14 protein-coding genes and 1 pseudogene are annotated in these 16,108 nt (G+C 54.6%); 3 read left to right on the forward strand and 12 right to left on the reverse strand.

The genetic code is table 11. From position 1 onward, the window contains the following. Positions 1-600: 600 nt before the first annotated feature. The gene (locus tag PFRI_RS19270; RefSeq protein WP_245812485.1) at positions 601-1,221 is read right to left on the reverse strand and encodes a cupin domain-containing protein; all 621 of its coding nucleotides are present in this window, start codon (positions 1,219-1,221) and stop codon (positions 601-603) included. Between PFRI_RS19270 and PFRI_RS19275 the strand changes: the two genes are divergently transcribed. Further along, the gene (locus tag PFRI_RS19275) at positions 1,162-2,097 is read left to right on the forward strand and encodes a LysR family transcriptional regulator (RefSeq protein WP_072632330.1); all 936 of its coding nucleotides are present in this window, start codon (positions 1,162-1,164) and stop codon (positions 2,095-2,097) included. The two genes, PFRI_RS19270 and PFRI_RS19275, sit on opposite strands and share 60 nt — an antisense overlap. Before the next feature lie 169 nt (positions 2,098-2,266). Here the strand turns inward: PFRI_RS19275 and PFRI_RS19280 are convergent, their stop codons facing one another. The 6 genes from PFRI_RS19280 to PFRI_RS19305 form a co-directional block, all read right to left on the reverse strand. Further along, positions 2,267-2,632 (reverse strand): RidA family protein, encoded by a 366-nt coding sequence (locus PFRI_RS19280; RefSeq protein ID WP_072632331.1) that lies wholly within the window; start codon positions 2,630-2,632, stop codon positions 2,267-2,269. A gap of 13 nt (positions 2,633-2,645) precedes the next feature. Beyond that, a complete protein-coding gene (locus tag PFRI_RS19285) occupies positions 2,646-3,371 on the reverse strand; it encodes a DUF3726 domain-containing protein (protein ID WP_084649777.1) in 726 nt (241 codons plus the stop codon). Then, a complete protein-coding gene (locus PFRI_RS19290) occupies positions 3,368-5,044 on the reverse strand; it encodes a hypothetical protein (RefSeq protein WP_084649778.1) in 1,677 nt (558 codons plus the stop codon). Before PFRI_RS19290 ends, PFRI_RS19285 begins: the two co-directional genes overlap by 4 nt. Positions 5,045-5,112: 68 nt before the next feature. After that, positions 5,113-6,672 (reverse strand): BCCT family transporter, encoded by a 1,560-nt coding sequence (locus PFRI_RS19295; protein WP_072632333.1) that lies wholly within the window; start codon positions 6,670-6,672, stop codon positions 5,113-5,115. Positions 6,673-6,704: 32 nt separating this feature from the next. Further along, positions 6,705-7,715: a membrane dipeptidase gene (locus PFRI_RS19300; RefSeq protein ID WP_072632334.1), complete on the reverse strand. Its 1,011-nt coding sequence runs from the start codon at positions 7,713-7,715 to the stop codon at positions 6,705-6,707. Further along, entirely contained in the window at positions 7,712-9,163 is a 1,452-nt protein-coding gene (locus PFRI_RS19305) for an aldehyde dehydrogenase family protein (RefSeq protein WP_072632335.1), read from the reverse strand. The genes PFRI_RS19300 and PFRI_RS19305 overlap by 4 nt, the downstream gene beginning before the upstream one ends. Positions 9,164-9,253: 90 nt before the next feature. On the opposite strand from PFRI_RS19305, the gene PFRI_RS19310 reads away from it, so the two are divergent. After that, complete coding sequence (locus PFRI_RS19310; RefSeq protein ID WP_072632336.1) at positions 9,254-10,123, forward strand: LysR family transcriptional regulator; 870 nt, start codon at positions 9,254-9,256, stop codon at positions 10,121-10,123. 111 nt (positions 10,124-10,234) lie between these two features. Continuing rightward, positions 10,235-10,992, forward strand: a protein-coding gene (locus tag PFRI_RS21000) for an IS5 family transposase (protein WP_111445611.1) whose coding sequence is annotated in 2 segments (ribosomal slippage) — positions 10,235-10,553 and positions 10,553-10,992 — 759 coding nt in all. Because the reading frame shifts where the segments join, the coding sequence is not laid out codon by codon here. A 212-nt stretch (positions 10,993-11,204) separates the two neighbouring features. On the opposite strand, the gene PFRI_RS19325 is transcribed toward PFRI_RS21000, so the two are convergent. The 5 genes and pseudogenes from PFRI_RS19325 to PFRI_RS19345 all read right to left on the reverse strand — a co-directional run. Further along, the gene (locus PFRI_RS19325; protein WP_072632339.1) at positions 11,205-11,858 is read right to left on the reverse strand and encodes a flavin reductase family protein; all 654 of its coding nucleotides are present in this window, start codon (positions 11,856-11,858) and stop codon (positions 11,205-11,207) included. Between the two features lie 19 nt (positions 11,859-11,877). Then, positions 11,878-13,032: an aromatic ring-hydroxylating oxygenase subunit alpha gene (locus tag PFRI_RS19330; protein ID WP_072632340.1), complete on the reverse strand. Its 1,155-nt coding sequence runs from the start codon at positions 13,030-13,032 to the stop codon at positions 11,878-11,880. A 3-nt stretch (positions 13,033-13,035) separates the two neighbouring features. After that, positions 13,036-14,013 (reverse strand): NAD(P)H-dependent flavin oxidoreductase, encoded by a 978-nt coding sequence (locus tag PFRI_RS19335; protein ID WP_072632341.1) that lies wholly within the window; start codon positions 14,011-14,013, stop codon positions 13,036-13,038. Beyond that, the gene (locus tag PFRI_RS19340) at positions 14,010-15,512 is read right to left on the reverse strand and encodes a class I adenylate-forming enzyme family protein (RefSeq protein WP_245812486.1); all 1,503 of its coding nucleotides are present in this window, start codon (positions 15,510-15,512) and stop codon (positions 14,010-14,012) included. The genes PFRI_RS19335 and PFRI_RS19340 overlap by 4 nt, the downstream gene beginning before the upstream one ends. A 141-nt stretch (positions 15,513-15,653) precedes the next feature. Continuing rightward, positions 15,654-15,839: pseudogene (locus tag PFRI_RS19345) on the reverse strand (IS3 family transposase); the annotation flags it as partial. Between the last annotated feature and the right edge of the window lie 269 nt (positions 15,840-16,108).

Below are 16,108 nucleotides of genomic sequence, written 5' to 3' on the forward strand. Positions count from 1 at the left end.
CGGATCATGCGGTTAGCTGAATCGTTCTACGGTCAGACGTCAACCCGTCAAAAGTCGGGTGCTCGAGGACTCTGTGTATAGAAAATATGTTTTTTTCAATAGAGAGCGCAGTAAGAAGAAGCGTCACCCTACCCCCACCCGATAGCTGATCACTCCGCACCCAGCTGACCTAAGCCGCGTTATGCACCAACGACTGGGTCGGGAATACGTGCCGTTCGCTGCGGCTCGTCTGAAATCACACAACGCGGACAAAGCAGTCTTGTGCGGCTGCGGCTATTGCTGACGCAGCATTCGTTCGCACTCACAGCAGGTGATGCTCTGCGTTGCGGCAGTTGTCTTCAGCCCGGCCATTTGCAGACATGGTTCCGAGCGGAACCAATAATGTACTTTCGCTGCGGCCGAGACAGGCACGAAAGACGCGGACTAAGCGGCCTTTTGCTAGCGCGGCGATTGCGCATGCAGCACACCCTCGCAGTTGCAGCATCTTTTTACTACAAGGCGGCCTGTCGCGTTAAAGAAGCTGTCCGGTACTACACATTTGGGGGGAGCTTCAAACCCATCAGTGACGATGGATTGACCCAAAAATCCGGATGATGGGTCTTAGGCTGAAAATTGATATTCAATCCCAGAAAATGCATCTTCACCAAAGCCATAGGCAAACTTCAGGCCGTATGGGCCAGCAGTTACACCGTGCTCCGCATTTGCGGGTATGAATACAGCGGAACCGGCTGAAATATGCAGAGGCTGCCCGTCCATCATGACAACGCCTGAACCCTCAAGACAGAAGTAGAACTCTGGCGGTGCATGGCGGTGCAGGTGCAATACACCGTTTGCGGGAAACGTCGCCACGCCCAGCACCAAGCCGTTTGACGACGTCTTGTCACCTGAGATCAGGGTCTGCCATGTAACATCACCAAAAACGGGATCAAAGCCGCCCTCGACAGGCTGATCTTCCAGGACAGTGACAAAGCCTGTGGGGTTGTCATTTGCCGCTGCTGGGACAAAATCGAAATCTACGGCGGCTTCGGTCAAAGTTGATACAGACATGAGGCATTTTCCTGAGGGTAAGTGTTGATCTATGCCGCAGATATCCACCACTTGCACAAAAAGTAAAAACGATGAAATGTGCAATTTATAAGCAAATATTTTTGGTGATAGGCCATGTTTGAAAAGCAGATTAATCTCACGTGGCTTCGCACTTTTGAAGCCGCCGCCCGACACCTGAATTTCACTGAGACAGCGTCGGAGCTGGGACTGACCCAAACAGCCGTCAGCCTGCACATACGGTCATTGGAGGAGCGGCTCGGCAGCCGTTTATTTCACCGGCGCGCCCGACACCTATCCTTGACCGAAATCGGACAGGCCTATGTGCCCACGGTACGACAATCCTTGTCGGACATCGGTCTTGCAACCACGAGTCTGTTCGGGACCGCAACAAGCCGGATGATCACTTTGAAAGCTCCGATATCCACATCAGCCCTTTGGCTCGCCCCCCGTTTGCCGAAATTCAGACACATGCATCCGGATATTGAACTGCGTCTGGTGTCGAACATTTGGACAGACGCGACAGGGTTCGAGGACGTCGATGTCGAATTGCGTGTGGGTCGAGGCGATTGGACCGATACGCCTTCGGAAAAACTCTCGGATGAATACATTGTCCCGATATGCGGGATCGATTTGGCCAAGACTGTCACGAGGCCAGAAGACCTCCAGAACGGGCCGCTTATTCGGATTCTAGGACAAGAGGCGGATTGGGGACGATACTTTGCGGCTCATGAAATTGCAATGCCAACAGGTGTTTCTGAATACTTCGTCGATACCATGACAGCGGCGATCGAGCTTGCCGCAATCGGTGGCGGCTATGCCGTTGTGATCAAGCGGCTGGTGGATATGGCGAATGCAGCGCGCCCTCGCGTCGGGGTCGTTGGGGAGGCGGTCCCGATTCCAAACGCACACTATCTCATGCGGCCCCGGTCAAAACGCTCCAAACGGCCGGAGGTATTGTTGTTTGAAAACTGGCTGCGAGAAGAATTTTCTGAGGACGCCGTTTTTGAATCGTTGATCGGTTCCCCAGAGAATATCCAAACTCATCTCTGACATAATTAAGACTGGTCACATGCGTAAATTCAGCGAAAGGCTACATTGTCCATAGCCTTCAAGCGCACCGCAATGGCCATGCCAGGATTTGCGTGAATGGCCGGTCTCTCAGGTGCAGGGCGAAAAGCGGACCGGAGCACAAAGTGAGTGCTGCTCCGGCCTACTGTGATCAGGCGGCAGCCGCCTCTGGCAGTGCGACGACGGCGATCATTTCTACGCGCATGCCGGGGCGCGCAAGCGATGTGCCACCGGTCGCACGTGCCGGTGGGGAGTCTGCGCTGACCCACGCGTCCCAGACTGCGTTCATGCCTTGGAAATCTGCCATATTTGCCAGCCAAATCTGCACTGATGCAATGTCGGATTTCGTCGCACCAAGATCGGCAACCACTTTGTCCAGATCTGCCAAAACCTGCTGTGTCTGGGTTTCAATGTCAGCGGTCAGATCATCTGGCACTTGGCCCGCGAGAAACGCGATATTTCCGATGGTAACAGCTTGGCTCATACGAGGGCCGGGGTTGAGGCGGGAGAGTGTCATGACATTTCCTTTGTTAATCATTGTCACTAAGGGTTGATCCAGCGCCTGCGCGCGATGCTTCAGTAGCTGGTACGGTGGTGCGCATGGCGAAAGTGTTGAGGACCACAATGGTCGCAGCGGTGGTTTGGGCGTTGGGCATGGATACCGCAGACGGTTCATGTGGGGGGGCGGCGTTGGTGGATAATGCCAGCACAAGTTGCGGCACGCCAAGGGACTGCAAGGACGCTTGGAGCCACGTTTCATCCGCGTCGATACGGACCGCGCCCTCTGGCCAAGATAATGTGAAAGCCAGACCGTTGCTACGGGCTACTTCGGCCAGAAAAGGCACCAATAGAATGGGTGCGCTGACTGGACCAAGGGCAATCGTAGTCCCAGAGTGAGGTCCTTCGGGCAAGTCGGCATAGTCGCACATGGTGGCACCCAGAATGATCGGACAGGCAGGCTGACCATTTGTATTTTGCCAGCCATAGGGGGTTACAGTGGGGCACAGGTCCGCCCAGTCGCGCCCATCCGCGCGTTCCAGATGTGCGCGTAAATGTGACGGTCCATCAATGCCATGCGACACCAGCCAAGCCGCCGCAAAGCCAGCCTCTTCAGCCATGCCCCAACTCATGCCAGCGCCGCGCGCGGCTTTCATGCACAGGGATGCGGCCTCATTACACGACAGAGGCGCGGGCTTTTTGTCGCTAAAGAACGGAGTGGAATCGCCGCGAGTCTGGTCCTGAGGTTCACTGCTCATACGGCACCTCCCGCTTTGATGTCATCGGGGAAGGGCGCGCCTGCAAACAGGTTGATGCGCACCCAACGATCCGATCTTGGGTCGAACTGGCTGGCGCCGAAAAAGGCGAGTTTGCAGCGTAAAAGATCAATGGGCAGCATGTCCGCTGCGATCAGGTTATCTTGCACTTCGGCGTAGGGGTGGTGCGCTGTGATCTGCGCGCGCCGTACCGCAAAACGGTGTTCAGGATGCGCCAACATAAGCGCGGCGACGGATTGGGTGGCATCAAAATTTCGCACCGTTTCATGGAGCTCTGCTACCAACCGCGCGATGCAAAGCGGCTGTTCCAATGTTGCACCGTCCTCGGTGGCGCGTTCGCCTAAACGGGGCTCAAGCTTTTCTTCGGAGACATACCAGAACCGTGCGACATTTTCAGGTGAGGTGAAATCAATCGCAAGCGCCCAGGCATAGTCGCTTTCCAGAATGCGCAGCAACTCGGCCACAGGCATCGCGCCGTTGATCCTGAAACTAGCCGCTTCATTCGCCCCCATGTGATCGGCCAGATCATCGACAAGCGCGCCGTGAGGCTCCAGCATAAGGGACAAAAGCGCCTCTTGTCCTTCAAAGGTCAGGGTTTGGACACCCCAGCTCCAAAGAGCATCCCAAGGATGTTCGCCCTTCCAGTCCCACGTATTCAGCGTCATCGAAAGCAATGCGAGGTCATGGCGCAGCTCATCCAGCTTGCAGACCTGAATAGGATGCTCGGAGTGCCAAACCCTAGCGTTCGTGATTGCCGCATCCAGCGCAGCGCTCAGGTCCGAAAGAGCCTGAGACCGAGCAGTTGGCTGTGCACGAACGCGGGCCAGTGCCTCTTCACGGGCCATAATCCAATTGTTAAGCAAAACAGGGTGGCGCACAATGAAAGGGGCCATCCCGAGGCCGGTGGAATTACCAACACCAAGGCTGCGGCGGATGTCGCGATCCAGCTTTACAGCGGTCTCGCTACCCCGGGCAGTCGCGATATGCTCGACGATATCGACGGTAAAGGCGCGGATCAGCCAGACAGTGAGCATTTCCACCTGAAACGGCGCGGCAAGTTCAGGCCGCTGAGCGATATCGGCGCGGTCTGATGCGCCAAACTTGCCCGATCCGTAAACTGCCGTGGTGCGCATCAGATATCCGACGGCGGCAATTTCGGCCGGATCAGGCTGGCATCCTTGCGCCAATGCATTGACCACATGTTCGAATAACCGCACCGAGCGATTGGCACGGGCGAGCGTCAATTCCTTGGCGCTAATGCGCCCGGCTTCTTGGTAAGGAACATTGTCTGCCAGTCGTGCGATATCTTCTGCTGTTGGTTCACCGTCGAACAAGGTAAATGTCGCGTCCCATGCGGTCGCGATCACACGGTCGGACCGCATTTCTGGGGGCAGGTCGTGGGCAAAGGCCACAAGGCTATAAGTGCGCTCGGCGCTTTTGACGCGGTATACTCCGTGGCCGACGCCGTTCGCGTCCACGTTCCAGACGGGACGGTCAATTTTCCAATCGCTCGATGCAAGACGCCGCAATAGCACGCGCAGAAATGACAGGCGGGTCGGGTGGCCACAGCCCATGCGGGCAAGGCGCATGACCTCAGTTGCCGGACGCATATAGTCTAGAGTTTCAGTGGATAGGATTGAGGTGTTCAATGACATAGCAGATCCTCCCAAAAGTGCAGATGTGTGGCAAACGTGGCGCACCCGCGGCGCGCCACGTTATTGGGTTATGCAGTCTCAGCTTTAGGTTCGCGGCCCAGCATCAGCGTGATCCGCAACGCATCCCAAAGGGACGGCAGCAAGATCAGCGATACCGGTACCGCCGTCACGACGATGAAGCTTTGTAATTTGCCGATCCCCCCCGATCCGGTCGAGATCAGGATCAAAGCCATAACACCCATCGCCAAGCCCCAGAACGCGCGCATGGCGGACGAAGGCTCGCCTGAGGTCATGGTGCTGGAAATAACATAGCTCATGGAGTCGCTTGTCGTGGCGACAAAGCACATCGTCAGAACCAGAAACAGGACCGACAGGATGAACCCCATTGGCATGGCTTGGGTGATTGCCAGCAGACCTGCAGGCAGGTTGAAGCCTTCGAATGGAGCGGAGATGACGCCGGGTTCAGCAATCTCGAAAAAGATGCCAGAGCCGCCGATGATCGTGAACCAGAAGTTCGTGATCAGTGGTGCCATGATTGACAGCGTCAGGATGATTTGGCGGATCGAACGGCCGCGGCTGATACGTGCGATGAAAACGGCCATCAGAGGACCGTAGCCCATGAACCAGCCCCAGAAAAACACGGTCCACCAGCCCAGCCAACCGGCATCGCCAAACAAGCCAGCGTCGCCGCGATACATGGCCATGTCAAAGAAGTGCGTAGCATAAACCTGCATGCCACCAAAGAAGCCTGCAAAAATATCCATCGTAGGGCCTGCAATAAGCATGAAAGCGAGCAGTGCACCGGCAAGGATCACATTGATCTGCGACAGGATCTTGATGCCTTTTGCCAATCCGGTAATCGCGGAAACGGTATACAGGCCCACAAGCGCCATGATCGCAACAGCCTGTGTGGCAAAGTTGTCTGGAATACCGGTCAACTCGTTCAACCCGTAAGACATTTGTAGTCCAAGAAAGCCGATGGGGCCAACGGTGCCAGCTACAACTGCGATGATGCAGGACGCATCCGCGATCAGGCCGATGGGGCCTGTCAGGGCACGGTCACCGAAGACAGGGTAAAGCAGCGTGCGCGGGGCAAGCGGCAGACCCTTGTCGTAGTGGTAGTGCATCAGCATGACGGTCGTCAGGGATCCCAGAATAGCCCAGGCCAGAAAACCCCAGTGCAGGAAGCTTTGGGCAAGAGCCGCATGGGCCTGCGCCTGCACGTCACCGCTCAGGTCACCAAAGACGGGTGGGGGTGACAGGAAATGCGCAATCGGCTCACCCGCAGCCCAGAACACGCCACCGCCCGCAAGCAGTGTGCACATGATCATGGAGGCCCAGCTGAATGTTGAAAATTCAGGCATGGTCAGCGCGCCCATCAAGGTCTTGGAGCCCGGCAGGACGCACAGCACCAGACCAATCAAAAACGTGGCCAGCAAAAGGATCTGCCAGTAAAGACCGAAATACTTCGCCGAGAAAGCAAAGCTGCTGTCCACCAGCGCGGAGAGCCCGTCAATGTTGAAAAATGCATAGGCGCAGAACAGGGCGATGAAGCCGCCCGTGATTGCAAAGAGCGCCTTGTCCGTTCCGCCTGAAAATAGGCCCGTCGTTTTGTTCGTATTACTCATCTTTGTTCCTCCCAGAAGCGATGATGCGCCACCTATTCGGCAGCGTTTTGGATTTCTTTGGGGCTGGCTTGTGCCCCAAAACTTTTGTCAAAGAAGGCGTGCCAGTTATCGCCCATCACACCATCTATGGTTGCCAGGTCCAGACCAGACGCCAAAAGCCCTTCGCGGATACCTGCCAGATCACGGTTGTCATGGAACCAGTTCGGCATGGCCGGAAAGCCTGCGTTGGCGGCAGATCCTTCGCCGTAGTCGATGGCCTTGGTCCAGCGGCCCACGCGCATCCATTCGACGATGCTGTCGGGTTGACCCTGACACAGGTCTGTGCCGATGCCGACATTCTGTGATCCCACCAGATCAATGGCCAACGCCGCCATATCGCACCAGGATTGCAGCGTGCATTTGCTGCCGTCCTTAAGGTGATGCGGATAGGCAGAAAGACCAAGGAACCCGCCGCTTTGCCCAAGGGCGCGCAGCAGGTCGTCGGACTTGTTGCGCAGGGCCTTGTGCCAGCTGGCGGGATTGGCGTGGCTGATGGTGATCGGGCGGGTAGAATGTTCGATTGCCTCAAACGTCGAACGTTCGCCGGAATGGCTCATGTCTACGACAAGGCCCACGCGGTTCATTTCAGAGACCACCTGCCGCCCCATGCGGGTCAGACCTGTGTCGTTGTCTTCATAACACCCCGACGCAAGCAGGGACTGGTTGTTGTAGGTCAGCTGCATGAACCGCAGACCGAGCGTATGCATCACTTCGACTAGCCCTATATCATCCTCGATGCAGGATGGGTTTTGTGAGCCAAAAAAGATCGCAGTGCGTCCGGTTTCGCGGGCGCGGCGGACGTCATCAGCGGTGCGCCCCTGAAAAATCAGGTCGGGATATTGCTCGAACCAGCGGTTCCACTGTTCGATGACAAGTACAGTCTCACGAAACGTCTCGTGGTAGGTAATGGTCACGTGAACCGCGTCCACGCCCCCGTCGCGCATCTGGCGAAAGATTTTTTCGGACCAATTGGCGTATTGCAGACCATCAATCAGATAGGTCATGCAGGCTCACCCGCGCAAACATATGCGGTTTTCACGCTGGTGTAGAATTCGGACGCATAAGAGCCTTGCTCACGCGGTCCAAAGCTTGAGGCACCACGTCCGCCGAAAGGCACATGATAATCTGTACCAGCGGTGGGCAGGTTCACCATCACACAGCCCGCACGCATGTTGGCCCGGAAGTGGCTGGCCCGGGCAAGCGAGGTTGTCATAATGCCAGCGGTCAGACCGAACTGCGTGTCATTGGCAAGGCTCAATGCTTCCTCATAGCTGTCCGCGCGCTGCACGGCTGTAATAGGGGCGAACATCTCTTCCACGTTGATGCGCATGTCGTTGCGTGTATTCGTGAAGATGGCAGGGGACATGTAGTATCCATCGGTGGCCATCTCTAGACGGTCGCCACCACACAGCAGATCAGCGCCTTCGTCTTTGCCGATACCCACATAGTCGAGGTTCTGGTTCAACTGGCTTTCACTGACCACGGGGCCAAGTTGTGTGCCTGCTTCAAGCGCGTGCCCGACTTTCAGGGCCTTGGTAGCTGCGATCAGCTTTTCCACGAAGGCATCATGGATGGCACTGTGAACGATCAACCGGCTTGCCGCGGTGCATTTCTGACCGGTCCCCCCGAAAGCGGAACCGGCAGCATGCATCACGGCCAGATCAATGTCGGCATCGTCCATGACGATCAACGGGTTTTTGGATCCCATTTCCATTTGGACTTTGGTCATGTTCTGCATGGCGGCAGCTGCGATACCCCGACCCACCGGTACAGAGCCGGTAAAGCTGATCGCGTCCACTTGTGCGCTTTCCACAAGGCGCTGACCCACATCTCGGCCCGGACCAGCGACGAGGTTGAACAGGCCTTTGGGAATGTCCTGACGCGCAATAATTTCTGTCAGGGCCATGGCGCTAGCAGGGGTGACGTTTGCAGGTTTCCAAACAACTGCGTTACCAAAGGCAAGCGCTGGGGCAATTTTCCAAGCAGGAGTTGCCACCGGGAAGTTCCACGGCGAGATGATCGCCACAACACCAACCGGCTCGCGGCGCACGTCAATCTCGATTCCCGGGCGTACACTTTCGGCCATATCGCCATGCTGGCGGAGGGTTTCTGCGGCAAAATAGGTAAAGAACTGTCCCGCGCGGTACACCTCGCCCTTGCCTTCGGCCATCGGCTTTCCTTCTTCGCGTGACAACATGCGCCCGATTTCGTCGGCGCGCGCCATCAGCTCTGTGCCGATTGCCATCAGCACATCATGGCGTTTTTGAATGCCCGCAGCCCACCATGCAGGTTGTGCACGTCGGGCGGCATCCAGTGCGGCGTCCAACTGGACGGCATCGGCTTGCGCATACATACCAATCAAATCCGACGTATCAGATGGATTGCGGTTTTCGATTTGCGTCGCCCCATCTGTCCATGCGCCATCAATGTAAAGCTGCGTAGGGTCGGTCATGGTGGTCTCCAATTTATTTAATTGTGGTCTAGACGGTTTCGATAAATTCAATCAATCTCAAAGAATTGAAGTTTTTTTCAGGAATTCTGAATGTCCATTAAGCTCGAAATGCTCAGAACATTCTCGGTTACAGCAGCGCAAGGTACGCTTGCTGGTGCTGCCGCTGTTTTGGGCCGGACACCTTCTGCGGTGTCGATGATGTTGGCGCAATTTGAAGAAGAAGTTGGGGGTCCCCTATTTGAGACAGATCGGAAAAGCCGCCTGACGCCGTTGGGCCAGCTTGTTCTATTGGAAAGTCAGCGTGCCACCGATGTTTTTGACAAAAGTGCGAATGCAATCCGCCGTCACGCGATGTCGACCACAGGAATCGTGCGCATCGCTGCGGTGCCCTCTGCTACGGTGGCCTTGCTGCCAGATGTCATTGAGGCATTTCGCGCCGTCCATCCGGATGTGCGAATTGAGATCAGTGATGTCGACAGTATTACAGTCCGTGCACGCGTTGAATACGATGAGGCCGATATTGGAATCGTTTCCGCACCGCCCGACGCCCCGCTGGAGGGTGAGCGCATTCGATCTGACGACCTTGGTATTGTTTGTGCGGAAAACGGACCTATCCACATGGCGTATCTTCGCAATGAGGACGCATCCGGTTGGGAAGCGCTTGGGCTTGAGTCCTTGATCGCAAATCCGCTTTGCGAACTGGTCGATGACCCAATTGTAAATGATCTGCGGTTTGCCAGCACTCTGGAGGCGCGTAATACCACAGCCATTCTATCGTTTGTGCGGCGTGGGTTAGGAGCCAGTATTTTGCCGTTTGATGCAGTGCGCAGTCAGCCCGATGGTTTAAAGTTTTTTGTTCCAACCCAATCGGTAAGTCAGCGAGAACTGCGGAAAATAAGACATGAAAAGGAAATGGTACGCGGGCCCATTTTGGCATTTTGGAACCTCTTGGCCCAGTAGAAAAATAAAAACAGCAACCGCCCTATGGCCCGTCTTGTAGGTTCAGGACCCATTAATTGATTGAGCTTTTCGCGTTGTCATGGTTCACGATCCCCAGTTTCGGGGGATACCATGAGCAACTTATACTGGCTGACTGAGGCGCAGATGGAGCGTCTGCGGCCTTACTTTCCAAAGAGCCGAGGTCGTGCTCGCGTTGATGACAGGCGTGTCCTGAGTGGCATTATCTTCATCAATCGCAATGGTTTAAGGTGGTGCGATGCACCTACCGAGTATGGCCCACCAAAGACGTTGTATAACCGCTGGAAGCGTTGGAGTGATATGGGCGTGTTTGCCCGGATCATGATGGGATTGGCTGAGCAAGCCCCCGACAACACAACCATCTCAATTGATGCAACACACCTCAAGGCGCATCGCACAGCTTCCAGCCTGGGGTTGAAAAAGGGGGGCGTGGACGCCTGATCGGGCTGACTAAAGGCGGCATGAACACCAAATTGCATGCTGTAACAGACACCATCGGCCGTCCTGTCCGCCTATTCATAACCGCTGGGCAGGTCAGTGATTATACTGGCGCTGCGGCCTTGATGAACGATCTGCCAAAAGCCGACTGGCTTCTCGCCGATCGAGGGTATGATGCCGATTGGTTCCGCGAAACCCTTGTAGATAAGGGCACCAAGGCCTGCATCCCGGGACGCAAATCGCGCATAACGACCATCAAGTACGACAAGCGCCGATACAAACGCCGCAACCGCATCGAAAGGATGTTCGGCAGGCTCAAAGACTGGCGACGTGTCTCAACCCGTTATGACCGCTGTCCAAAGGTCTTCCTGTCGGCAATCGCTCTCGCCGCAACAGTCATATTCTGGTTATGAGTCCTGACCCTAGGAAAGCGGAGGACCGGAGATTAACATCAAGAGACCCAAGCTGGAAGAGATTGTCGTGAAGTTACGGCAAGTTGAAGATCAGCTTGTCCAATGTCAAATCCGAAACTACTCGACGCAGGCATGTCAAATGTTGGGGTTGTCCTAGAGTCAGGCGCACCTTGATCTATAATGTTCGCCTGTCCAAAACCTAACTTAGCCGGTTATTGTTTGCCCTCAAGACCAACGTTTGTCATCCCATTCGGCCCGGGAATTTTCATCTCAAAAGTCTCGGTGACGGAAGTGTAATCGTAATAGCCAAGACGGGCCAAAGGTCTAATGCTAGGGATATCCAACTTGCCCTCAGGCGTGATCACTTCGTCCTTTACGTGAATGCGCACCACTTCACCGTAGACCACATCGACCCAGCCGTGCTCTGAACTGCCGCGCAAACGGTGTGTGCTCAGGTACTTGCATTCAAACTGAGCAGGGCTTTCCGTTACCCGAGGTCCCGGGGCATCAACACAAGACGTAGCAGTGACTCCTGCATGCACGAATTCGTCCACGTCTGCCGCGACTTCCATTGCGGACAAATTAACCGCCTCTCGCAATTCGTACGTCGCCATGTTCCAAACAAACCATCCAGTTTCCTCGGCATTGATGACCGTGTGTTTGCGCTTACCGGATGAATATTGGTTGGCCGCGAACATCACCATAGGCGGATCAAAGGTCAGGTTTTGCCACTGCGAATAGGGCGCAAGATTGGGCACACCATCACGGCTAATTGTGCTGAGCCAGCCAATAGGACGGGGAACTGTGCAAGATTTAAAGGGCGAATACGGCAGCGGGCATTTGTCTGATCTGGGGTCATATTGCATACGTTGTCTCCGTCGACTTTTACGCGGTCAGCTTTCCGGCAAGCGCATCGTGGATTGCTTTGGTGCCAAGGTGCAAACCAATTTCATAGCGACCAAACAGAAACTCAGTATTTGCGCCAGTGTTCAAACCTTTCTGGATGTTTTCACCAATCTCGAAGTCCTCATCAAAGACGGTGCGAATAACATCGTAATTTTTCTGCCAATAGCGTTCTGCTTTTTCGGTTTTTGGCGGCTCGGCGATCAGCATCATGCATTTGAAAATGCAGGTGTCTTGGCCCGTTGGAATGATCGTATGAATGTAGACGTGATCCGTCATCACCTGCACATAATTGCAGGGGAACACGTAGTTTTGCGTCATAAAGTAAGGGCGCGGGTTCCAGTCCTCTGGTGCTTGGTCTTTCAACTCAATCACCGTTGGCAACGGCACAGAATGGCGCACATGCGGGTAGTTGTCCGTCCACACGCTTTGATTATCAAGGTACGCGGAACAGGCTGTGTGTTCGTGTGCGCCGCAAAAGTGATAAGATTCCTGAAAACCCTCAAGTGCGAGATGCCAGTTCATTTTGCGATCCAGCGACCAAGTTTTAAAGACAGTGTGCGTGTCCAGGCCTAGCCCGCCAAGTTGCTCAGCCATCGGCGCGATCCATGCGTCAAAAGCAAGCGGTTCATCGCTGACGGACGGACGCACCCAGATCAAACCAAAACGCTCAAAGGCAGGGAGTTCGACGAGGCCCAAATCTTTCTTGTCAATGTCGCCAAACCCAGCCGCTTGTGGCAAGCCGCGCAAATCACCGTTCAGATCGTAAGTCCATTTGTGATAGGGGCAGGAGAAGGTTTTTGCATGGCCACACTCGCTATCAGCCAAGCGCGCGCCGCGGTGACGACAGACGTTCATAAAGGCTTTGACGACACCGTCATTGTTGCGCGTGATCAGGATCGGCACGCCTAATTCATCGTTGGTAAAGTACGACGCAGGCCCATCGAGCTGTTCGGAATGTCCTATGATAATCGGGAATTTACGGAACAATACGTCGATCTCTTTGGTCAACACATCAGGATCAGTATAGGTCGTCACCGGATTGCGCATCAGATCTGGCTGCATATCTGTCGTGCCGTCTTCTGTATGCTTCAAGATGGTTTTGACGATCTCGACCTCTTCAATGCTGATGCTCATAATTTATGCTCCGCTTTCGTTTTTGTCCGCTGCCGCATATCGGCTACCTTTGCTTTGCCGAAAAACCGCTTGTGCATACTCGCCTGACAATTCGGCAACAACGTCAGCAATGCTCTCTGACTTGGTAATTCCGCCGACACCTTGCCCGGCACTCCAGACGTGTTTCCACCCTCTGGGAGCATCGTGCATATCGCCGGAGAAATCAATTTTGACGGTTTCTTTCATATCTTCAAGAGTTAGACCTGCCGCTTCGACACTCGCGCGCATCCAGTTGCCCAAAGCACCTGTAATGGCGCGCGACGCGATCAGGTCTTCCATCGCGCTCTGCCAAACCATCTCGCGGTATTCTTGGCTAATCATCGTCTCATTCGCCGCAAGAAAACGCGTGCCAAGGTAGGCAAAATCAACACCAAGATTTTCAACCGCACGAACGGCGTGCCCCGTGCCGATGCCGCCGCCAACAATCAGTGGTCCATCAAAAAAGCTGCGCACCTCTTCGACGAACGGCAGCATTGCAAATTCACCGGTATGCCCACCTGCACCCGAGCAGACCAAAACCAAACCATCCGCGCCCTTGTCCAAAGCTTTTTGTGCGAGTTTCGGGGAAATCACATCCGCAAAAACAAGGCCGCCATAGGCGTGGACCTGTTGCGTAACACGGTGCGGTCCCCCTAAAGCAGTGATCACTAAATCAGGTTGAAATTCCTCTACCAAGGCAATTTCACCTTCGAACCGACCGTAGCTGGAATGCGTAATCATGTTCATCGCCCAAGGCGCGTCGTCTTGGCAAACACTGTCGTTGATATGGGTTAACCAGCCCCGCAAATCATCAGTGGTCCGAGCATTCGGGGCAGGAAACGATCCCATGACACCCGCTTTACACGACGCAATGACGGTCTCTGGGTTTGAGACCAGAAACATCGGCGCGGCGATAGCAGGCAGCACCATACGGGACTTAAGAGCGTCAATTTTATCGTTCATGACTGTGCTTTCAGGCTGGATTGCAGAACGGTGCGATCAACTTTACCCGCCGGAGTAAGCGGCATTTCTGGCAAGATGATCACGTCTTCAGGCAGCTTATAAGCGATCAGGTTGTGTTTGCAGAAAGCCATAATGTTGGCCACGTCCACATCTGAGCGCAATGTAACAAAGGCAACAGGCACCTCACCGGACCGCTTATGCGCGCGCGCCACAGCGCAAGACCCAGATATGGCTGGATGGGTCAGCAACATTTCTTCAACCTCGCGCGGGAAGACATTAAATCCGCTCACAAAGATCACGTTCTTTTTGCGATCCGTGATCGTCAGGAACCCCTCATTGTCCAGCGTTCCGATATCGCCAGTGTAGACAAACCCATGTCGTAGCGCGATTGCAGTTTCTTCTGGATTGCCAGTGTAACCTGTCATCATATGCGGGCCTTTGACACGAATTTCCCCCGCTTCGCTTGTGGGTAGCACCGTATCACCTGTTTCAAGATCGACAATCTCGATCAAAGTATCTGGGACGGCCTTACCTGCTGATCCCGGTTTTACGCCATGCTCGTCAGTGTTGATCGAAATCGGGGCGATCTCGGTCATGCCGTAGCCCTCGTAAATCTTTAGGCCTGTCGCCGCTTCCCAGCGATTATGCACATCCAGCGGAAACGGCGCGCCGCCGCCAGGGCATATGCGCAAGTTAGTAAACTTGGCATCCGCAAATTTGCTAGACGCCATCACCGCTTGATAGATCGCGGGGGGCCCACCGCCAAAAATGGTGACTTTTTCAGTTTCTAACATATCCACGATCAAGTCAGGTTGAAATCGCTCTGGAATAACAGTTGTACCGGATTGCATGATCGGGTTGGTCAGCCCCATTAGGAACCCGTAAATATGCGTAAAAGGCGCTACAGGTAGCCAGACTTCATCAGCGCGCGTACGCCAGCCCCAGTCGCCACGTTCCATCGTGGCAATAATGGAAGCGTTTGAATGTGGAACCTGTTTCGGCAAGCCCGTCGTGCCTCCTGAATACATGATCGCGGCAATGTCCTCTGAAGTGCTGGGGTCGATCAACCCATTCATATCGACAGGTTTTACCAGCACCCCCAAAAGGTCATCATTCAAAAGGCGTGTTGTGCCTTTACCTTGCTCATGGTCCGACAGAACAACTGCCGCATCAAGACTACCTAACAATTTGGCAATCGTTGGGGCGGGATGCCCATGATTGATCAACGCAGGTTTCCCACCCGCGAATAGAACCGCGAAATAGGCAATCAAAAACGCTTTTGAGTTCGGCAAGATCAACGCAGCAGAACGTCCCTGAACGTCCGCACGCAACTCATCCGCTAGGGATTGGATCGCGCCGGCCGCCTGGGCGTAGGTCAACGAACCAGTCGCACTTTTGCAATAAATTGCATCGGGCGCGCGGATCGCCGCTGTCTTGAACGCGCTCGCGACAGTCGCCGCATCCATTCTCCAGCTGTCAGGGACGATTTCTATACTCAATGCTTCAACTTTCTATCATATCAACTTTATTTTGATCCAGCATAACAGCGTTTGTCTAGAACCAAGGTTGTCCGTCGTCGTATAAAGTTAGACGTCAGGGCGATTTGAGTACCAGAGGCTCTGGTTCGTTTATGTGATCAATTATGCTGCTTGTTTTTGATGTTGCAAGTGGCGTTGTCGGATCGTCTGTTTCTTGATCTTTTCCCTTTCTCTGAGAATGGCTTTATCGCGGCCAAAGTAGACGTCGGCGGACGTGTCGTTGTTGATGCTCTCGTAGTAGCGCTGATGATTGTAATGATCGACAAAGGCCTCGAGATCACCGGGCAGACCACTTAGAGGGCGCAGGCTCACACCAGCAGCACACCGCCGCGCGTGTGCAGGCGCGCGTGGCATAAATTGGGTGTGAAAAACAAGTCATCCATAACGCTGAATAGCGTAATTCTACGACACTTTGTCTCGCTGAGTGTCTCGCTGAAAAACACGAAGACCCAATAGAAAACTGCTAAGTCATTGATTTAATGGTGCCCCCTGACCTGCCCCCCTAGGCTCCCTCATTCATAACGAGAGTTTGCGGGTTTGGATTTCATATTCTTTAT

Origin of the sequence: Planktotalea frisia (assembly GCF_001890925.1) — a bacterium.
Taxonomy (GTDB): Bacteria; Pseudomonadota; Alphaproteobacteria; order Rhodobacterales; family Rhodobacteraceae; genus Planktotalea; species Planktotalea frisia.